Here is an 18,503-nt window from a genome sequence, read left to right as displayed (position 1 = left end):
TTCCAGCTACAGTAATTTGTCCTAATCATACTACACTTACCAGTTTATGATAAAAAATTACTACCTGATCTTAAAAGTAGAAAGAGATGCTTCAGGCTCCGATATAAAAAAGGCGTATAGAGATGCAGCAATTCGACTTCATCCAGACAAAAATGATGCTCCGACGGCCCATCATGATTTTGTAGAACTTAATGAAGCTTTTCACATTCTCTCCGATGTTCTGAAAAGAAAACAATATGATACATTATATAATCATTTTATACTTCAGAATGGTGAGAATTTAGAGAAGGAAGCTACTTCTAAATTCGAGTCTGCAAGAAGTGAAGCACAAAAGAAAAGTGAAGAAATAGCATCATCTAACTTTTACATTTTTACTACTGAATTGTTAACTGAAATGGTTGGCCATGTTTTAATTGAAGGCTTGTTTACAGGAGTTGGTAGTATGTTCAAAGGTACAGGCGAAGTATTGGGAGAGGTGTTATCAAACATTGATGTGGATTTTTAGCGCCCCTGCCGCAAGTTTAGCGCAGCGTAACTTGTGGCTAAGTATGGCAGCAGTTTATAACTGCTTTGCTTTGGAAAAGCAAGGGCTGCAAAGGCCCCGCCCATACTTTATACATTGGCTGATGAAGCATAAAACTGCTACTTTACAAATTCCTGCTTTCGCAGCAAGCAAGTTGCAAACTTGCCTCACGTTTACCACAAGTTACGCTGCGCTAAACTTGCGGTATGTTAATTTTTGCTAACATGCACATTCATACCAACAGGCTCATACTTATACCCTTCACGTTAGCTATTACTAAACTGCTGCTGGCTGGCGATACACGTATACTTGCTAAGCTTAACTTAAACCAAACACCTTTCTGGCCCGACCAAGAAGCAATAGATACTTTCCCGAAGATCATTACAAACCTGGAGTTGGTGCAGGAGCCATCAGGCTTTGAGTCGTATATAGTGGTGCACCGAAACAGCATGACTGTAATTGGTGATGGGGGCTTTAAGGGTTTACCTAATGCTGATGGTGAAATAGATATAGGCTATGCTATTATAGCGCAGGCACAAAAGAACGGCTATGGTTCTGAAGTAGCCCAAGGGCTGGTGAGCTGGGCTTTTCAGCAGCCAGGTGTGAAAGCCATCACAGCAAGATGCTTACTGGATAACAAGCCATCTGCCAGGGTATTGGAGAAACTAGGAATGGAGCAGGTGAGCACCGACGAAAAACTGATTCGCTGGAAAATGCTGAACCCGAACATACAGGCAAGTATAAGCAGTTAGTTTTATTCTGCCGCCGCTTTTTCAGGGCAATTATACTCCATTAGCTCCCGGATATCCTCAACACACGGCACAGGTATAAAAGTATAAACCTCGCTGTCGCCGCTGCAATATTTAAAAGTGGCAAACTGGCTGCGGCTGCTTGGGTATATCCATTTGTCGCTGTGGCAGCCATAAAGCGCCAAAGGAAACTCATCGTAGTTATAATCCACATAAGACACCACTTCCTCGCCCTTTACAAACAATAGCCGCCTGAATCCTGCTTTTACCTCAACACCTTCCCACCTAAAGCCAATCGCATCACTAATAGACCTTTTATCCTCGTTCGGCTGAAAGTAGTACATTCTTTCCCACTCAAAATCGGTAAGCTCGGTAAGGTTTATGGTTTTATAGCCTTTAGGTCCGGCTTCGCCTTCGGTTACAGCCTCTCGCAGTTTCTGCTCTAAAGATGTATTGTTATCAGAGCAGCTTGTAAAGTATAAAATAGCCAGTAGCGGCAGCAGGTATCGTTTCATGAAGTATAAACTCAAGTATAAGTATGGCTTTGGGATTTCCCTTTCCATAGGGTGCACTCTCTTGTAAAACGCGCCAGGGTTAAGGTTTATTTAGCGTCTCAACTCTGAGGCTATTTCCTCCTGCTCCTTTGCCTGCCTCCCGAAAACTTTGGCGATCCAGCGTGGCAGGAAAAGCGAACCTACTATTAAGTATGGGTAATAAGTTATCAGGCGGTAAAGCACCACCACAATATTACTGAAACGGCCCAGGAACAAGCCAAAGAAACTCGGGAACGCCATCTCTACAATACCTGCCCCGCCCGGCGTAATGGCAATCAGCATCACAATCCAGAAGATCAGGTTACGCGAAATGATCAGGGCGTGCTCACCCAAAGTAACGTCCGTGAAGGCAGCAATCAGGCAGTTGAGCAGGAAGTAACGCGCGCTCCACACAAAAATGGTAGAAATAATGGCTCTCGCCCAATAGTTAAAGTTTTTGCCTTTTAGCTGCTCCGATGCCCACATAATCTCGTTGCCATGTTGGAAAGCGTTTACACGCCATTTGCGCAGAAAACCAATCGAGGTAACCTTTAGCAACAACCACTTAAACGCCCGCGGCTTAATAAACAGCGCGTAAATCATCAGGAAAGTATAAACTGCAATAAGCCCGTAACTGATGTAGAAAGCAGATTTCAGTTTACTTATGTCGGAGGGGTCGAGGTTAAAAGTGGGGAAGACTTCGCCTTGCGTAAGCAGCAGGGCAATGGGCGCCGCCACAATAAAGAACATGTTATCGAGCACGGCGGTCAGCATAACGTAGGCCAGCGATTTGCCCAGCGGTATGCCTTCTTTGTTAAGTATGATGGTGGCCACGGTGGTTCCGCCAACTACAGAGGGTGTAACGGCAGAGGCAAACTCCCACAGCATGATCACATCCAGGCTGTTGCGCCAGGTCAGAAACTTATCGGTAAGCGACCGGATGCGGTACATATAGCCCAGGTCGCGGATTACCAGCACAACAAGCGCCGCTGCCAGCCACCAGATATTCGCCTCCACGATGCCCTTTAGCTCTCCTACCTTATCATCTTTAATAAAAAGCCACGCCGTTCCTGCCAGGCCCAGCAAAACCGGGATCAGTATCTTTACAGGGCTAAAGCTTTTAAGTATGGTCTTCTTGTTTTGGTCCATGTATGGCTGGTAGTGGCTGCGCCTGTGCATTAACAGGCACCAGGCAATGCTTCTTAAGTATAAGCTATACCGCTAAACTTATGGCAAGTTAATAATTTTAACGTCTAACTGGATTACTCTACCAACAGTTGCGTAACCTGGTTGGCCTTGTCTGCTGTTTCGATGATGATAAAGTCGTTAAAGCCCTCGCCTACTTCTATATCTATCAGGTTAAGCTGCAGCATGTCAAGTATAGCCAGGAAGTTGAAGATCATACCGATCTTATCCGGGAACTCAGCGATGATCTGGGAGAAAGAAATATTTTTGCGCTGCCTCACCATGTTCATGATCACGTCGCGCTGCTCCTCTATTGTATAAGGATACTGGATAACGGTATGCTTCGGCCTGTTTTCCTCCTCCTCAAAGCGCACCATCACTTTCTCAAACACCCGCATCAGCTTGTACAGGCTCAGGTCCTGCAGCTCGTACTCAAAATGGTTGGCGTTGGCTATCTGCTGCAGTTCGTCGTGTATATTGCCGCGGTTTTCCTGGGCCAGGCGCATATCCTCCATCTCTGATAGTATAGGCGTAGCGGTTTTATACTTCTTATACTCCAGCAGGTGCTGCACCAGTTCCTGGCGCGGGTCAATCTCGTTTCCTTCTTCGTCTTTCTCGGTGCGGGGCAGCAGCATTTTGGCCTTTATGCGCATTAAGGTGGCAGCCGTAAGTATAAAATCACTGGCCACTTCCAGGTTTAGCTGCTCCATCTGCCGTATAAAGCCCACAAACTCATTCGCAATCTGGAAAATCGGAATATCATGTATGTCCAGCTCATCGCGCTCGATAAAGAAAAGCAACAGGTCGAAGGGACCTTCAAACAGGGGTAATCTGATTTCGAAACTCACGTATTCTGCCTTTAAGTAAGCGCTTGCTGCTGCGCCGGTTACAAAAATAAACAATTCCGGCGTATTACCGCCACTCTATACCCCCACAACCTTAACCAAAGCGGGCATAGTTCATAACAAGATGAAGATGTTAACGGTATACCTGATGATGAGGCGGGTACTTTTGGGCCAAGGTTATAAAGGCTTTGTAACCAAATCAGCACAGTCTAAGTTATATAGTATTTAAGCTATACTTGCATTTGCACTTTTTGCTTTAGCTAAACGCATATAGTTGGGTGTCCGTGTTTGTAATTTTATTAACTTTACGATTTGGCTAAAAGGGTACAATTTGTGCTTGGTAAACTTTAGCTAAAATATTTTGTTAGAAGTCTATTAAAGGACAATTCTATGATCATTAAACCCGGAGAGCTGCTTGCCTCTATCAACACACCTGCCGACCTGCGAAAGCTAAAGCCAGAGCAACTGCTGCAGGTGAGCCAGGAACTTAGGCAGTATATCATTGATGTTGTGTCGATACATGGCGGCCACTTTGGCGCCAGCTTAGGCGTAGTAGAGCTTACAACAGCCCTGCACTACGTTTTTAATACACCTCACGACCAACTGGTATGGGACGTTGGGCACCAGGCTTACGGGCATAAAATATTAACCGGCCGCCGCGAAATTTTCCATACAAACCGAAAGTATGGCGGCATCTCCGGCTTCCCGAAAAGAAAAGAAAGCGAGTACGATACTTTTGGTGTAGGCCACTCCAGCACGTCTATTTCGGCGGCCTTGGGTATGGCTGTGGCATCAAAGTATAAAGGCGAAGAAAACCGCCAGCACATTGCCGTTATCGGCGATGGTGCCATGACAGGCGGCATGGCTTTTGAAGCCTTGAACCATGCCGGCGTAGCCAATGCCAACCTGTTGGTGGTGCTCAACGACAACTGCATGAGCATCGACCCGAACGTAGGCGCTTTAAAAGAATATTTAACAGACATTACCACCTCCCGCACCTATAACAAAGTACGCGACGAGATCTGGAATGTACTGGGCAAGATAAGCAAGTTTGGCCCGAATGCGCAGCAGATCGCCTCTAAGGTAGAGAGCGGCATTAAAGCTACTTTACTAAAGCAGAGCAACCTGTTCGAAGGCCTTAAGTTCCGTTACTTTGGCCCGATTGACGGCCACGACGTGAACCACCTGGCATCGGTAATGGAAGACCTGAAGCATATTCCGGGTCCGAAAATCCTGCATGTGCTAACTACTAAAGGCAAAGGCTATGCGCTCGCAGAGAAAGACCAGACCAAGTGGCATGCACCGGGCTTATTTGATAAAATAACTGGCGAGATCTATAAAACGCACTACGAGAAACCACAGCCTCCAAAGTACCAGGATGTTTTTGGCCATACCATGGTAGAACTTGCAGAGCAGAACCCCAAAATTATGGGTGTAACGCCTGCCATGCCATCCGGCTGCTCACTTAACATTATGATGAAGGCCATGCCGGACCGCGCGTTTGACGTGGGCATTGCCGAACAGCATGCGGTTACATTCTCTGCTGGTTTAGCAACGCAGGGCTTAGTACCATTCTGCAACATCTACAGCACCTTTATGCAGCGGGGCTACGACCAGGTACTGCACGATGTGGCTCTTCAGAACCTGAACGTGGTTTTCTGCCTGGATAGAGCTGGTTTTGCAGGTGCCGACGGCCCAACACACCACGGGGCTTATGATATTGCTTACATGCGTTGCATCCCGAACATGGTAGTAGCTGCCCCTATGAACGAGCAGGAACTGCGCAATATGATGTATACTGCCTCGCAGGAAGACATGGGTCCGTTCACGATCCGTTACCCGCGCGGCGAAGGTGTTATGCCAAACTGGAGGACTCCGTTGGAGCTGCAGCAGGTAGGCAAAGGCCGCACCATACAAGAAGGCGAAGAAGTAGCTATACTTACCTTTGGCCACATCGGTAACTATGCGGTGGATGTTTGCAAAAAACTAACTTATGATGGCATCAATCCAGGCCATTACGACATGCGCTACTGCAAGCCGCTGGATGCAGAGCTCCTGCACCACATCTTTAGCAAGTATAGCAAGGTGATAACCGTAGAAGATGGTTGCCTGCAAGGCGGTTTTGGAAGTGCTGTGCTGGAGTTTATGGTAGATAACGGCTATACATCGCAGGTAAAACGCCTGGGCATTCCGGATAAGATATTCGAACATGGCTCACAACTGGAACTGCACCGCGAAGCAGGCTTTGCCCCGGAAGACATTGAGCGTACGGTACGTGAAATGATCGGAGTGGCGGTTTCTTAAGCAAAGGATTATTTAACGAAGGTCGAAAGACTTTTTCATATAAGAGCCCTCATAGCTTTGGCAAGTTGTGAGGGCTTTTTATTTGAATCAGGATTATAGGATAGTCAAAATTATTCTTCCTTTTCTGTAATCTAACCACCCCTAACCCCTCAGAGCTGCGCTCGCTAGTTTCGAACTCGCGTTTCCACCAGTCCAAGGCGGGGAATTATTATTCACAGCTTCAATTGCTACGACAATAGTTAAAGCCGTTACGCTTTGTCATCTTGTAAATATCTTGGTAGATGGGAGGTTAAGCAGCAGTTACAGAGCTTATACTTTGCTAAAGTAATAGCAGAGTTCCCCGCCTTGGCTAAGGAGGGGCAGGGGTGGTTGAACCAAGTGTACAGAAAAGCTTTATCGCCAACTTCGCAGATCATTCTTATATTTGAAAAGCAACTGCTAAGACTATGACAAAAACACATACCTACGCAAACGACACACTTGTTTTCCTGCACGGCTTCTGCGAGAGCACCAAAGTTTGGGAAGAATTCACAAAGCCGCTGCAGCAAAAATTCAACATCATCGCGTTAGACCTGCCCGGCTTTGGCGAAAACACACAGAGTATGCACGACTATAGCATGGAAAGTATGGCCGAGTACGTAAAGCAGCAGCTGGATGCAAAGGGCATAAAAAAATGCATCCTGATTGGGCACTCGATGGGCGGCTATGTAAGTATGGCTTTTGCCGAGAAGTATGAACAGATGCTTAAAGGGCTGTGCCTGTTCCACTCCTCTGCCCTACCCGATACCGACGAAAAGAAAGAGAATCGCAACAAAACCATCGAGTTTGTGGAGAAGCACGGTGTAGCTAAATTCATGCATTCGTTTGTGGAGCCGCTGTTCTTTGCAGATAACCGAAAAAAGCTGCGCAGCGAAATTGATTTGATGATTGAGATTGGCAAAAACACTCCTGAACAAAGTATAACCGGAGGCCTGGCCGCCATGCGCGACAGACCTGACAGAACCAATGTACTGCAAAAAGTAAAATGCCCGGTGCTGTTTATCTTTGGCAAAGACGACGGAGCCGTACCCTTGGACAAAGCCCTAGAGCAATGCCACCTGCCTAACAACAGCATGGTAAACTTTTTGGCAAAAACAGGGCACATGGGTATGTTTGAGCGCACCTACGAAACCCGCCTGGCCATCCAGAAATTTGCCGAAACTATTTATGGTTAATTTATAGTACGGCCCCAGCAGAATACTTTAGTATCACAAGCAAGCCCTGCAACTAAATAAAAGAAGTATACTGACCAAATTTGATTGATGAGCGAGATAAACCCAGCTGTACCTAAGCGTATACTTCCAGCCATAGTCTTCTCCCAGTTTGCAGGCACTTCGCTTTGGTTTGCAGGCAATGCAGTACTCCCAGAGTTGCAAGCGTCGATGCACTTACAGGAGGGCGCCTTAGGTTTACTTACATCGGCAGTACAGTTTGGCTTTATACTTGGCACGCTTTGCTTTGCCATACTTTCTTTAGCAGACAGCGTATCGCCCAGGCTGCTGTTCCTTATATGTGCGCTGCTGGGTGCACTTGCAAATGCAATGGTTCTTTTTTCCGCTACAAGTATAACTGACGTGCTTATATTTAGAGCAGCCACAGGCTTTTTGCTGGCTGGCATCTATCCGGTAGGCATGAAAATAGCAGCCAGCTGGTACAGCGGCAAACTAGGCAAAGCCATTGGGTACCTGGTAGGCGCATTGGTTTTAGGCACAGCTTTCCCATATTTGTTGCGTGGCCTGGGGGCAGATCTGCCATGGCAAACTATGCTTATAGCTGTAAGTATACTTGCTGCTGTTGGCGGGTTGCTGATGTACCTGCTTGTGCCGGACGGGCCATACTTAAGCAAGGGTGCCAGGTTTTCGCCGCGCAATTTACTCCAGGTGTTTGGGGCACCGGACTTTAGGGCAGCGGCTTTCGGTTACTTCGGGCATATGTGGGAGCTTTATACATTTTGGGCTTTTACACCTTTTATACTTGCTTATACTTTACCGCACCTGCCAGCCAGCCAAGTTTCGCTGTACAGCTTTGCCGTAATTGCGGCAGGCGCCATAGGGTGTATTGGAGGTGGCTACTTATCGCAGCGCTGGGGTAGTGCCAAAGTAGCTTTTGTGCAGCTGCTATTATCAGGTTTATGCTGCGTGGCCTCCGCATTTATACTATCAGGCTCAAGCTTTATCGTGCCCTTTATGGTATTTTGGGGAGTGGTGGTAGCCGGCGATTCACCTCAGTTCTCGGCTTTATCTGCCAGAACGGCTCCTCCGCAACTTGTAGGCACCGCCCTTACAGTGGTTACCAGCATAGGGTTTGCTATTACTATTATAAGTATACAGGCTACCGGCTGGCTGCAGCAGCAACTGCCTCCGCAACAAATGCTGGTTTGGCTGGCTATAGGCCCATTATTAGGCTTACTTGCTTTGCGGCGACTGGTGCGTGCCTAAAAAACGGCAGCCTGCTTTTTACACAGGCTGCCGCTCAAAATCGAAACTTTTATTTATACTTCAGATGGCAGATTTGGTTGCTACTCTGCTTCCATCTGCATCACAGAGCCATCAGTTGCCCTTAGCTCCATTTTACTATCTGTGAGCTTCGTTACCTCAAAGTTCTCTGTCATGTCCTGGCCTTCAAACTGCAGGCTCAGGCGCTTAGCTGTTTGGTCATAAGTCCAGGTGCCGGTTTGCAACGAGCCGCCTCCGCCTAAGGCAAAACGCCCGTCAGCATAAAACTGCATGGTCTCCTGCTTCTCTTCCTTTGTCAGTTTATCCTTATCGCCGGCAGCGTTAAGCTCCTTATTTGCTTTCCAGGTTTTACTGCTTGCACCAGACAGCATGCTTTCTGTACCTACTTCCTCATTACCACCGCAACTCCATAGCACCACTACCAGCATCATAGTAATTAGTTTAGCCCAGGCAGAGCGGAAGTTTAAATTTCTCAGATTCATAGTTTTAAATTTTTGGTTCGTTTATAAAGCTCCATCATCATCAGGGGCTGATGTGATAACTTACGGCCTCAAACTGATTGCCGTTGCGGTATTTGCACCACAACTAAGTATTTAAACTGGCGTATTTTAGTAGATGGCAGTAGCTGTATGCCAGTTATGCCTTCAGAAAAACGGTTATAAAATATTATAGATATGGGATTAAGAGATTTTTTCAAAAAAGGAACAGAAGAGCCGGCTAAGCAACCTGCCAAGCCTTCTTCAACTCCTGGTCAGCAAGGCCAGGCACACGATTTCTTCAATAAAAGCGACATGAACAAAATAACAGATCCAGGTGTAAACCAGGATGTGTACACGGTGCAATCAGGAGACTCGCTTTCTAAAATCGCAAAAAAGCACTACGGCAACGCCAACGCCTGGACAAAAATATACAATGCCAATAAAGATAAGATAGGCGATAACCCAGACCTGATACGCCCAGGGCAACGCTTTGTAATTCCGAGGGACTAACAAACTAAAAAGGTTAAGAAAAAAGCCGGCCTCTCCTGCACAACAACAGGAGAGGTCGGCTTTTTTGTAGTACAACAGCAAAGCTACCATTGCCAACGCATAAAATTAAAAAGCCTGCCAAACACGAGGTTCAGCAGGCCTTCCAAATCAATAAGTATACTTCTAATTACTAGAAGCGCTCGTCAGCAGCAAAGAAGAAGTCGCCTTCAATCTGTGCGTTTTCGTCAGAGTCAGAACCGTGCACGGCGTTAGACTCGATAGACTTGGCATACTTCTTACGGATAGTGCCTTCTGCAGCCTGCTCAGGGTTAGTGGCACCAATAAGCGTACGGAAATCTTCTACAGCGTTGTCCTTCTCCAGGATCATCGCCACAATAGGGCCTTTAGACATATACTTAACAAGGTCGTTGTAGAAAGGACGCTCTTTGTGTACTTCGTAAAATTTACCGGCACGCTCCTCTGACAATCTTGTTTTTTTCATTGCCACAATACGGAAGCCGCCTTCCTCGATCATTTTAGTAATGCCGCCGATGTTGTTGTCTGCCACAGCATCTGGCTTAATCATAGTGAATGTGATATTTCCGGCCATATCTATTATAATGGTTTAGTTTTTATTTTTCGATTTTGGTTTGCAAAAGTAGGGGATTTCAGGCAATATTTGGCATACTTTCAGATATACTTTGGTGTACTCTTTACATGCCGCTATAGTTCTTAACTTTCGCCAAAGTATGCCTTCATGCCCCATTTAATTGCTTTAGAACTATTTTATTCAGAAATTCGCGCCTTATATCCTTATTAATCAGAGGATTTAAATCTATAGTATGCACAATATCAACGCTCTGAAAGAGCTTCTGCAAGAGCCTAAAGAAGTGATGATCACCACACATCACAAACCGGACGCTGATGCGCTTGGTTCTTCGCTTGGCCTGGCAGGGTACCTTAAGAAAAAAGGCCACCGCGTAACTGTTATCACGCCTTCTGATTACCCGTCGTTCCTTAACTGGATGCAGGGCAACGATGATGTGATCGTTTATTCCCAAAAGAACGATGCCCTGGTGCAGCGCATTATCGCTGAGTCGCAGGTTATTTTCTGCCTTGATTTTAACAACCTGTCGCGCATAAACGAGATGGGTGAGTACATCCGCCATGCCAAAGGCACCAAGGTATTAGTAGACCACCACCTGCAGCCCGAAGATTTTGCCGACCTGGACTACGCCAACACCTCTGCCGCTGCTACTGCCGAAATTGTGTACGACATGATAAAAGCAATGGGCGACGGCGATTTGATTGACGCAGGAATTGGCGAAGCGCTTTATGCCGGCATCATGACCGACACCGGTTCTTTCAGGCACCCGAGCACCTCTAAAAACGTGCACCTGATTATTGCAGACCTGCTGCAGATTGGCGTGCGCACATCGGATGTGCACCGCTTGATCTACGACAGCTCTTCGGAATTGCGCCTGCGCTTTTTAGGCTATGCGCTAAAAGACAAACTAGTGGTGTTGAATGAGTACAAAACTGCTTATATTTCTATTACCGCTGACGAACTGAAAACATATGACTCTAAAACAGGTGATACGGAGGGCCTTGTAAACTATGCGCTTTCTATTGAGGGCATCGTTTTTGCAGCCCTTATCATCGACCGCAAAGAGGCCGTGAAAATGTCATTCAGATCGGTTGGCGATTTCTCGGCTAACGAATTTGCCCGTGCGCACTTTAACGGAGGTGGCCATAAAAATGCGGCTGGCGGCATGTCTTTGGATACTTTAGAGGCTACCGTTGCAAAATTTGAAAGCCTGTTGCCACAGTATAAAGAGCTGCTGCAGCAGGCCACAGACAATAATTAAAAATTTATCTCAACTTATAATCAATGCTATCTAAAACTAAATTTTTGCTGCCAGTAATAGCCGGCGCACTTCTAATGCAGTCTTGCAACAAAAAAGACGAGTTTTATACTACGGCTGATGGCCTGACCTATAAAATTTATGAGCAAAACGACAAAGGCGAGTATGAGAACAAAGGCGAGGTATCGCCCGGCGACTCTTTAGGCGCTAAAGTTGGGCAGGTGGTAACGATGCAGATGTCGTACACTAACGCAGCAGACTCTGTGTTATTCGACTCGCGCACGCAAAACCAGCCAATTATGATTCCGGTGATGGAGCCTACGTTTAAAGGTAGCTTAGAGCACGCGCTGATGATGCTATCTGCTGGCGACAGCGGTGTGTTTAAAATAAACGCCGATTCTCTTTTCGCTAAAACGTTTAACCAGCCGCTTCCTCCTTTCATTAAAGCAGGTTCTCAGTTAACATTCTTCATCAAGGCAGAGAAAGTACAGTCGAGAGAAGATGCGATTGCAGACCAGCAGAAAATGTTTGAAGAGCAGATGAAAGAAGCTGCCGTTCGTGCTGAGAAGCAGATTAAAGTAGACGACCAGAAGATCCAGGAGTATATTAAAACTCAGAACATGGCCAACATGCAGAAAACTGAATCTGGCGTATACTACAATGTAACTACTCCGGGTAAAGGCCCTCAGGCAGCAGCCGGCGACCAGGTTTCTGTACACTACAAGCTTTCTTCTTTAGACGGTAAAGAAATCGAGTCGTCGCGTAACAACCCAATGTCAGGTGGCGAGCCATTTACCTTTACACTTGGCCAGGGCCAGGTAATACGCGGTTGGGATGAGGCCATCCAGAAACTAAACGAAGGCAGCAAGGCTACACTTATTGTACCTTCTCCGTTGGCATACGGCGACCAGGACCGTGGCCCGGATATGCCGGCTAACTCTATACTTCGTTTTGATGTAGAGCTGGTAAAAGTTAACAAACAGTAATTTTTTATACTTATGAAAATGCAAACCCTTACCCAATGGGCAACTAAAGGCAACAATTTGCTAAAGGTATTCCTCTTTGTGCTGGTGGCTGCATCTTTCTCGGCTTGCGGTGGCGATGATAACTACTATGCACCATTTGATGTAGAAGGGCAGAAAAAGATTGACGAGCAGGTTATCCGAAAGTATTTCCGCGACAATAACGTGGACACTACAAAGGTTGTTAGAACTGAATCAGGTTTGTACTACCTGGAGCTAAAGCCAGGTACCGGAGCAGAGATAAAAACCGGCAACTTAGTAGAGGTAATGTATGTGGGTAAGCTGGCTAACAATTCTGTTTTTGATTCTTCTTACGAAAGAGGCAAAGCCTTTACCCTAACAGTAGGAGCCAGACAGGTAATTACCGGTTGGGACGAAGGCCTACAACTAATGAAAGTAGGTGAAGAAGCACGTTTGTTTATTCCTTCTCATTTAGGATACGGCCCTTATAACCAAGGCTCTATACCGGGTAGTTCTGTTCTCATTTTTGATATAGAAGTACTAAGAACGAAGTAATTACACTTCACATAAAACAGAAAGGGCGCTAAGTATAGCGCCCTTTCTGTTTTTACAAGTATAAACTTTATTCCGAAAGCACTTCTGAAAGTATAGCCAACGATTTTATTTCCCCGAGCCTGTCCACATGCAGTTGGTAATACCGGATAAGTATGGAAAGCAATTCGCGCCTTACCCGCCCATTTGGAACACGCACACTCTCAGACTGATTTAAGAGTTGGTTAAATAACTCTTCGTGCACTTGTATGGCTAAAACCGTTGGCGCTGAAGTGGCGCTTTGGGCATTACTAGAGAAGGCCACCTGCTCCACAATCTCGGCTCCGGAGCTGGGGCCAAAGCCTAAATGGTGGCTAAGCTGCAGTAAAAACACCAGATGGAAGTTTTCGAAGTGCTCCTGCTGCTCGTCAAAGAACACAATGGCCTGGTATAAGTAGTTAAACAGCGGCTGGTTTTCCTCTTCTTCCTTTATCGTTTTAGATACTATCTCCGATAAAAAAAGCAAGATGCTGCTTTTCCGGATATCAAATGGAATGCTGCTGAAAGCATGGGCACTTTTATACTCTGAAATGCGCGTAAGGCCACCTTTCTGCGAAGTATAAACCACCATATCAAGCAAAGTAAACGGCTGGAATAGGGCAATACGAGAACCACTCCCCTTTTTGCGCACGCCATTCACGATATAGGACTGTACGCCAAGCTGCTCGGTATAGACCCTGGCAATAATGGAAGACTCGCGGTACTTGATGTGGTTAAGTACGATGCCCCTTGTTTTTACTAGCATTTAATCCAGTACGGCTATTTTGCTTATACAGGTTTGGCTGCCATCGTCGCTGGAGCTCATTACCAGGTATACTCCTGCTTTAACCCGTTTCCCGTTGTAGTCTCGGGCATCCCAGGCTAAGGTTCCGCCAGTTGCTTTTGTTTTATAAACCAACATGCCAGCTACATCTGTAATGCGTACATTGGCATTATTCGGTAAACCCGATACTCCTATCAAGCCTGTGTAGTTCTTGCGCACCGGATTTGGGTAAACCGTAGCACACGCAGGCTTACCCTCTGTAACAGTAGCCTCTGCACGATATGAGGCAACACCGGCATCTGTCGCTACAAACACCTCGCCTGTTGCATGCTCTACTGCCACCGATAAAACTCTATTGGATGGCAACGGGCTGTTAGTTGTATTAAAATGGCGTATCAGTTTGTCTCCTTCCGGGTTAAAAAGCCAAAGGCCATTATCAGTCCCCATCCATTTGCGGTTAGCGCCATCTACAGCTATAGTACGTACTACCTGCCCATCCAGTAATGGCCGCCTGTCCACAATGGGAATGCGCGCATCGTAGTTTTGCTCCTCAAAAACAAAAGCCGGGTTATAGTATACACCTACACCATTGGCTGTTCCCACCCACACATCACCATTCAAGTCTTTTACAACAGCGTATACATCTCCGTTTGGCAAGCCACCAAAGCCGCTGCCCAGCGAAAGGTAGCGTACTCTGTTCTTTTCATCATCAAACACGACAAGGCCGCTTCGCTGGTTGCCCCTTCGCGAGATAGAGAGCCATTTCTGCCCGTAATCATCTATCAGTATCTGGTCCAGGTTACTGCCATCTGCCACTCCCGGCAGCACAAAAGATTTCCAGGTACCATCGGGCCTAAGCATGTGCAAGCCTGGCGTGTTTACAAAGTTATTTCGGTTTACAGCCCAAACGTTGCCTGCATCGTCCACAGCCAGATCAGTAATGCGTACATAATCTGTTTTATCAGGATAAGAAGATTGCGCGCTTAGCAAGGGGCTGTTGTTGCCATTGTACAACAAGGAATTTGTTAGCCCGCCCCATTCGATTAGCCCATTGCCATAGCTGGCCAAGTATAGCTTTTCGGTAATCGGGTTGTAAACAGCATCTACCAAATCATAGCCTTTCACAAAGCCTGGCTCAGGGTAAAGGTACACGTTATAGCTTTCCCAGTTGCCTTTATCGTATACATAAAAGCCGTTCCAGCTTCCGTTTTGCAGGTAGGCAGCGCTAAAACCACCGCTTAGCACATATACTTTACCGCCATAAGTATAAATCCGAAAACTGCTGGAGCTGTACGGGCCATTAGGTGTATAAGCTGCTGCATCGTTTCCAGCTGCGCTTATTTTAACCAAGCCCGTTTGCATATCGGCAACCCATATCGTGCCATCTTTGTCCACCTCAGCTTTGCGGGGGTCTTTAAGCAGGCGATGCGTGTAATTGATAACTGTACCGTTTTTGGACAAAACAGTAACACCCGCCACGGAGGCAATGCTTAAATGTGTAGCTGTAGAAGTAAAAGAAGACACAACACCATTAATAGCAACTGTAGCCGGAGCCCAGGTATGGTTTGCGTTTAAAGTATAAATGCCTCCGTTTGCAGCGCTTAAGTATAGCTTGTTATCGAATACGGCCAGTTTATCTGCATTGTGGCTTGCCGGTATGCCCGTATTTATGTAGCCCCAGTTTTTGTAATCCTGCAGGTTTGTGTTAGTATACTTCGATGCCAGCACTCCCAGGTTTGTTGTCAGGTAGATGCTGTCGCGTAAAACAGCTGCGGCTTTTACATTTACGGTTTCGCCGTTTGGCCCCAGGTTACGGTAACTGTCCTTCACCTCGTGCTTTACCAGGTCCAGCACTACAATGCCAAACGTGCTTGTAACAAAGGCCAGCTTGTTATGTATGGCTACATCGTTTATAAGTTTTTCTCCTGAGATCGATTTACGGAGAATATCATTGATGTTGATGATGCTGCCATTCTGTAGCAGATCTATGTTCGTATTTTTGTAAGCGATAACCAACGTTTGTGTTTCGTTGTCAAAGGAGATCGTGCTTATTTGCTGCTCGCTCAGCCCATCAACTTTAGAGATGGTTTCTGTTGTGCTAAACTCCTTATCGTAATAATAAAGCCCCTGTTCTGCTGCAACGTATACTTTATCACCGGCATCGGCAACTGCCTTGCTCTGGTGGTAAGGCACATGCAAGCGCCAGCCACCAAGCGCTAAGCTGCTTTGCCCGTAGCTTTTGGTAAAGCCAAGGCAAAGTATAAAACTAAGCACAAACATTAGTGTACCTGTTAATAGCCTGCGGTGGTTCATACTTTAAGTTATTGAAGTCTAACTAGCTTAAGCTACTTTTTGGCTTTGATGCCTTCTACGAAGCAATGCCTGCAACGCGCTTCATAAGAGTCTGTCTCGCCTAATAAAACCTGTTGCTCTGAGGCAGCATTCCGAAACGAGTAATGGGCAATATCACCGCATTGCACACAAACCGCGTGCACCTTGGTTACATACTCTGATACAGCCATCAATGCAGGCATAGGCCCAAAAGGCTTACCCAGGTAGTCCATGTCCAGGCCAGCGGCAATTACGCGCACGCCGCTATTAGCCAGCTTGGCACATACTTCGGCCAGGCCTTCATCAAAAAACTGCGCCTCATCTATGCCTACCACATCGCAGCTGCCGCCCAGCAGCAGCATGTCCTGTGCAAAATCTATTGGTGTAGAGCGAATAGAGTTGGCATTATGCGATACCACATCTTCGTCGTGGTAACGTTTATCCAGCGCAGGCTTAAAAATCTCTACCTTCTGCTTTGCTATTTTAGCCCTGTTCAGCCTCCTGATCAACTCCTCCGTTTTACCAGAAAACATAGATCCGCAGATCACCTCAATCCATCCTCTCTTGGTAGTGTGCTTTCCGTTGCTTACGCGTGGTTCAATAAACATTGTTTAGTAATGTGGTAATTATATATGGCTAATTGTTGCGTAGTTTAATGCTGATTGTTTTTTGCTGTAACGCTCAACCAAACTTTAAAAGTCCTTAGATCTTTAACTTATAAATCTTCTCAGCTGCTGTAGCTCATGTGCGGCAGCTTGGTTTGTTCGGGCACTTTACCGGTGGCATTGCCTGTTGCTAATGTACATTGGCAGGTTAATCGTTCGTTATCTTTCAGGCGGCTGTTGCTGCGGTAGCGCATTTCGCTTTCAGTTAAAGGCCCAAAATGCTCCAGCCCCTGCGCCACGATAATGCGGCAGGTGGTGCACCGGCCCTTGCCACCGCAGGCATGCATCCAATCCATGCCTGCAGCCTGTAGGGCTTTCAGCAGCGTCTGCCCCTCTTCAACCTTTACTTTTAAGTTAGAGAGGTTTTGCACCGTCAAGATTGGCATAATTTTATAACTTTACAGAAGAAAGAGACTCCCAATGGAAGACAAATATAATCAATTACACCTAGAGCAGTACAGCAATCAGTTGGCAAATATGCTTTGCGACAGACATTTTGCCACTCACGACTCCCTTAATGGTCCTCAGCTTATTAGTTTTACGCCTATAAAGCAGGTTAACCTTTTTGTGATAAAAGAGCTTTTGCTTAAATGGCACCAGGAAATGGCAAACCTGCGCAGCCCATACTTCGATTATGAAAACGAGGAGGTAAAAGAGGCTTTGCTTCATTTCATGAACGTGCTGTCGCGCAAGATTTTGATGAAACGCAACGCTTTTGAGCCCCTGTTGCAGAAAGCCATCTACGATACGTTTAGAGTTATACTTGCACCGGCAGATACATTTGAGGAGAAGTTTCTGCGCATACAGGAAGAAATCACGTTACCGAAACTTCAGGAAAACTTAAAGTATATCGATATAGACAAACAGCTTTTTGCTGGCTTCATAGAAACACTCTCGCCAGGCAACCGGGACAGAGAGTATATTCTGAGTCGCTTTAGGCTATATGTAAAAGCAAACCAGAGCAGCCGTACTGCTCTTTCTGATGTGGCAGCACAGTTTAACAGCCTGCTTGCCATAAACGAGGAAGACATACTGGGCAGACCAGCACCAGTTGCTGCACCTGTAAGCGCACCAGCGCCGGTACCAACACCAGCGGCCCCCATCGAGGAAAAAGAAATAGTGGCACCTATACATAATGCGCAGCGTGAGGCATCAGCGCCCGCGCCAAAGCCGGTTTATACTACTGATGAAGACGGCGAGGAAGAAGAAAGCCACGCAAACAAACGCCCAACATTAAACGATAATTTCCGGAAGGCTGCCTCCACTTCGCTTGCTGATGCACACAGCAACCGCAAAATCGATTCGCTGAAGAACTCCATCTCCATCAACCAGCGCTTTAGTTTTATAAACGAGCTTTTTGAAGGTGACAATATGACTTACTATAACACCATTAAGCAACTGGACGAGTACGGCGATGCGGAAGCTGCGAAGCAATACTTTATGCAGGAAGTGGCCACCAAACATGACTGGTCCAAAAAACAGGAGCACGTAAACAAGCTCCTCCGCCTGATCGAAAGAAAATACGCTTAAATAAGAATAAATTAAAGCAGAAAGCCCCGGCTAAAAAATAGCCGGGGCTTTCTGCTTTAGCCTCATAATCAAGCAACATTACCCCTTGATACGCTAACGTGCACTAAATTCATAAAAACACTTCTGAAAGAGAGGCGGTAACCTATTGCAAATAATTATCCTAAATGCTAATT

General features: G+C 46.3%; 19 protein-coding genes. 10 read left to right on the top strand and 9 right to left on the bottom strand.

The window, feature by feature from the left end:
- Positions 1-46: 46 nt before the first annotated feature.
- Both Q1A23_RS09875 and Q1A23_RS09870 read left to right on the top strand, forming a co-directional pair.
- Positions 47-505 carry a J domain-containing protein gene (locus Q1A23_RS09875; protein WP_299822582.1) on the top strand — a complete coding sequence of 153 codons (459 nt, stop codon included), beginning with the start codon at positions 47-49 and terminating at the stop codon, positions 503-505.
- Positions 506-729: 224 nt separating this feature from the next.
- Positions 730-1,275 carry a GNAT family N-acetyltransferase gene (locus Q1A23_RS09870; protein WP_299822579.1) on the top strand — a complete coding sequence of 182 codons (546 nt, stop codon included), beginning with the start codon at positions 730-732 and terminating at the stop codon, positions 1,273-1,275.
- A 2-nt stretch (positions 1,276-1,277) separates the two neighbouring features.
- On the opposite strand, the gene Q1A23_RS09865 is transcribed toward Q1A23_RS09870, so the two are convergent.
- The 3 genes from Q1A23_RS09865 to Q1A23_RS09855 form a co-directional block, all read right to left on the bottom strand.
- Positions 1,278-1,835, bottom strand: a complete 558-nt coding sequence (locus Q1A23_RS09865) for a hypothetical protein (RefSeq protein ID WP_299822576.1) — start codon at positions 1,833-1,835, stop codon at positions 1,278-1,280.
- A gap of 42 nt (positions 1,836-1,877) precedes the next feature.
- The gene (locus Q1A23_RS09860) at positions 1,878-2,954 is read right to left on the bottom strand and encodes a lysylphosphatidylglycerol synthase transmembrane domain-containing protein (protein WP_299822573.1); all 1,077 of its coding nucleotides are present in this window, start codon (positions 2,952-2,954) and stop codon (positions 1,878-1,880) included.
- A 113-nt stretch (positions 2,955-3,067) separates the two neighbouring features.
- Entirely contained in the window at positions 3,068-3,838 is a 771-nt protein-coding gene (locus tag Q1A23_RS09855) for a segregation/condensation protein A (RefSeq protein ID WP_299822570.1), read from the bottom strand.
- Positions 3,839-4,225: 387 nt separating this feature from the next.
- Here Q1A23_RS09855 and dxs point away from each other — a divergent pair, with 387 nt between their 5' ends.
- The 3 genes from dxs to Q1A23_RS09840 all read left to right on the top strand — a co-directional run bounded on the left by dxs (position 4,226) and on the right by Q1A23_RS09840 (position 8,616).
- Complete coding sequence (gene dxs / locus Q1A23_RS09850) at positions 4,226-6,139, top strand: 1-deoxy-D-xylulose-5-phosphate synthase (protein ID WP_299822567.1); 1,914 nt, start codon at positions 4,226-4,228, stop codon at positions 6,137-6,139.
- A gap of 446 nt (positions 6,140-6,585) precedes the next feature.
- Positions 6,586-7,353 carry an alpha/beta hydrolase gene (locus Q1A23_RS09845; RefSeq protein ID WP_299822564.1) on the top strand — a complete coding sequence of 256 codons (768 nt, stop codon included), beginning with the start codon at positions 6,586-6,588 and terminating at the stop codon, positions 7,351-7,353.
- Positions 7,354-7,440: 87 nt separating this feature from the next.
- The gene (locus Q1A23_RS09840) at positions 7,441-8,616 is read left to right on the top strand and encodes an MFS transporter (RefSeq protein WP_299822561.1); all 1,176 of its coding nucleotides are present in this window, start codon (positions 7,441-7,443) and stop codon (positions 8,614-8,616) included.
- A gap of 80 nt (positions 8,617-8,696) precedes the next feature.
- On the opposite strand, the gene Q1A23_RS09835 is transcribed toward Q1A23_RS09840, so the two are convergent.
- Positions 8,697-9,116 carry a lipocalin family protein gene (locus Q1A23_RS09835; protein ID WP_299822558.1) on the bottom strand — a complete coding sequence of 140 codons (420 nt, stop codon included), beginning with the start codon at positions 9,114-9,116 and terminating at the stop codon, positions 8,697-8,699.
- Positions 9,117-9,308: 192 nt separating this feature from the next.
- On the opposite strand from Q1A23_RS09835, the gene Q1A23_RS09830 reads away from it, so the two are divergent.
- Positions 9,309-9,623: a LysM peptidoglycan-binding domain-containing protein gene (locus tag Q1A23_RS09830; protein WP_299822555.1), complete on the top strand. Its 315-nt coding sequence runs from the start codon at positions 9,309-9,311 to the stop codon at positions 9,621-9,623.
- 169 nt (positions 9,624-9,792) lie between these two features.
- Here Q1A23_RS09830 and Q1A23_RS09825 read toward each other — a convergent pair whose 3' ends face one another.
- The gene (locus Q1A23_RS09825) at positions 9,793-10,212 is read right to left on the bottom strand and encodes a nucleoside-diphosphate kinase (protein ID WP_299822552.1); all 420 of its coding nucleotides are present in this window, start codon (positions 10,210-10,212) and stop codon (positions 9,793-9,795) included.
- 232 nt (positions 10,213-10,444) lie between these two features.
- Between Q1A23_RS09825 and Q1A23_RS09820 the strand changes: the two genes are divergently transcribed.
- The 3 genes from Q1A23_RS09820 to Q1A23_RS09810 are packed head-to-tail and all read left to right on the top strand — an operon-like array spanning position 10,445 to position 13,005.
- The gene (locus tag Q1A23_RS09820) at positions 10,445-11,470 is read left to right on the top strand and encodes a bifunctional oligoribonuclease/PAP phosphatase NrnA (protein ID WP_299822550.1); all 1,026 of its coding nucleotides are present in this window, start codon (positions 10,445-10,447) and stop codon (positions 11,468-11,470) included.
- 23 nt (positions 11,471-11,493) lie between these two features.
- Positions 11,494-12,453, top strand: a complete 960-nt coding sequence (locus Q1A23_RS09815; RefSeq protein WP_299822547.1) for an FKBP-type peptidyl-prolyl cis-trans isomerase — start codon at positions 11,494-11,496, stop codon at positions 12,451-12,453.
- Between the two features lie 12 nt (positions 12,454-12,465).
- Complete coding sequence (locus Q1A23_RS09810) at positions 12,466-13,005, top strand: FKBP-type peptidyl-prolyl cis-trans isomerase (protein WP_299822544.1); 540 nt, start codon at positions 12,466-12,468, stop codon at positions 13,003-13,005.
- 67 nt (positions 13,006-13,072) lie between these two features.
- Here Q1A23_RS09810 and recO read toward each other — a convergent pair whose 3' ends face one another.
- The 4 genes from recO to Q1A23_RS09790 form a co-directional block, all read right to left on the bottom strand.
- Positions 13,073-13,786 carry a DNA repair protein RecO gene (gene recO / locus Q1A23_RS09805; RefSeq protein ID WP_299822541.1) on the bottom strand — a complete coding sequence of 238 codons (714 nt, stop codon included), beginning with the start codon at positions 13,784-13,786 and terminating at the stop codon, positions 13,073-13,075.
- Positions 13,787-16,117: a T9SS type A sorting domain-containing protein gene (locus tag Q1A23_RS09800; RefSeq protein ID WP_299822538.1), complete on the bottom strand. Its 2,331-nt coding sequence runs from the start codon at positions 16,115-16,117 to the stop codon at positions 13,787-13,789.
- A gap of 32 nt (positions 16,118-16,149) precedes the next feature.
- Complete coding sequence (locus Q1A23_RS09795) at positions 16,150-16,743, bottom strand: thymidine kinase (protein ID WP_299822535.1); 594 nt, start codon at positions 16,741-16,743, stop codon at positions 16,150-16,152.
- Positions 16,744-16,862: 119 nt separating this feature from the next.
- Positions 16,863-17,186, bottom strand: coding sequence for a 2Fe-2S iron-sulfur cluster-binding protein (locus Q1A23_RS09790; protein WP_299822532.1), 324 nt, complete (start codon positions 17,184-17,186; stop codon positions 16,863-16,865).
- A gap of 34 nt (positions 17,187-17,220) precedes the next feature.
- Between Q1A23_RS09790 and Q1A23_RS09785 the strand changes: the two genes are divergently transcribed.
- On the top strand, positions 17,221-18,330 hold the full coding sequence (locus tag Q1A23_RS09785; protein ID WP_299822530.1) for a hypothetical protein: 1,110 nt from the start codon (positions 17,221-17,223) through the stop codon (positions 18,328-18,330).
- Positions 18,331-18,503: the final 173 nt, after the last annotated feature.

Origin of the sequence: uncultured Pontibacter sp. (genome assembly GCF_947492645.1) — a bacterium.
Lineage (GTDB): Bacteria > Bacteroidota > Bacteroidia > Cytophagales > Hymenobacteraceae > Pontibacter.
Note: the sequence above shows the minus strand (reverse complement) of the source record. Positions and strands in the feature narration are given on the sequence as shown.

Excerpts from the sequence above, each read along its gene's own strand:
- Q1A23_RS09785 (WP_299822530.1), top strand. The coding sequence starts at position 17,221 with ATGGAAGACAAATATAATCAATTACACCTAGAGCAGTACAGCAATCAG.
- dxs (WP_299822567.1), top strand. The coding sequence starts at position 4,226 with ATGATCATTAAACCCGGAGAGCTGCTTGCCTCTATCAACACACCTGCC.
- recO (WP_299822541.1), bottom strand. The coding sequence starts at position 13,786 with ATGCTAGTAAAAACAAGGGGCATCGTACTTAACCACATCAAGTACCGC.
- Q1A23_RS09820 (WP_299822550.1), top strand. The coding sequence starts at position 10,445 with ATGCACAATATCAACGCTCTGAAAGAGCTTCTGCAAGAGCCTAAAGAA.
- Q1A23_RS09810 (WP_299822544.1), top strand. The coding sequence starts at position 12,466 with ATGAAAATGCAAACCCTTACCCAATGGGCAACTAAAGGCAACAATTTG.
- Q1A23_RS09865 (WP_299822576.1), bottom strand. The coding sequence starts at position 1,835 with ATGGAAAGGGAAATCCCAAAGCCATACTTATACTTGAGTTTATACTTC.
- Q1A23_RS09860 (WP_299822573.1), bottom strand. The coding sequence starts at position 2,954 with ATGGACCAAAACAAGAAGACCATACTTAAAAGCTTTAGCCCTGTAAAG.
- Q1A23_RS09795 (WP_299822535.1), bottom strand. The coding sequence starts at position 16,743 with ATGTTTATTGAACCACGCGTAAGCAACGGAAAGCACACTACCAAGAGA.
- Q1A23_RS09875 (WP_299822582.1), top strand. The coding sequence starts at position 47 with ATGATAAAAAATTACTACCTGATCTTAAAAGTAGAAAGAGATGCTTCA.
- Q1A23_RS09835 (WP_299822558.1), bottom strand. The coding sequence starts at position 9,116 with ATGAATCTGAGAAATTTAAACTTCCGCTCTGCCTGGGCTAAACTAATT.
- Q1A23_RS09815 (WP_299822547.1), top strand. The coding sequence starts at position 11,494 with ATGCTATCTAAAACTAAATTTTTGCTGCCAGTAATAGCCGGCGCACTT.
- Q1A23_RS09790 (WP_299822532.1), bottom strand. The coding sequence starts at position 17,186 with ATGCCAATCTTGACGGTGCAAAACCTCTCTAACTTAAAAGTAAAGGTT.
- Q1A23_RS09830 (WP_299822555.1), top strand. The coding sequence starts at position 9,309 with ATGGGATTAAGAGATTTTTTCAAAAAAGGAACAGAAGAGCCGGCTAAG.
- Q1A23_RS09845 (WP_299822564.1), top strand. The coding sequence starts at position 6,586 with ATGACAAAAACACATACCTACGCAAACGACACACTTGTTTTCCTGCAC.
- Q1A23_RS09840 (WP_299822561.1), top strand. The coding sequence starts at position 7,441 with ATGAGCGAGATAAACCCAGCTGTACCTAAGCGTATACTTCCAGCCATA.
- Q1A23_RS09800 (WP_299822538.1), bottom strand. The coding sequence starts at position 16,117 with ATGAACCACCGCAGGCTATTAACAGGTACACTAATGTTTGTGCTTAGT.
- Q1A23_RS09825 (WP_299822552.1), bottom strand. The coding sequence starts at position 10,212 with ATGGCCGGAAATATCACATTCACTATGATTAAGCCAGATGCTGTGGCA.
- Q1A23_RS09870 (WP_299822579.1), top strand. The coding sequence starts at position 730 with ATGTTAATTTTTGCTAACATGCACATTCATACCAACAGGCTCATACTT.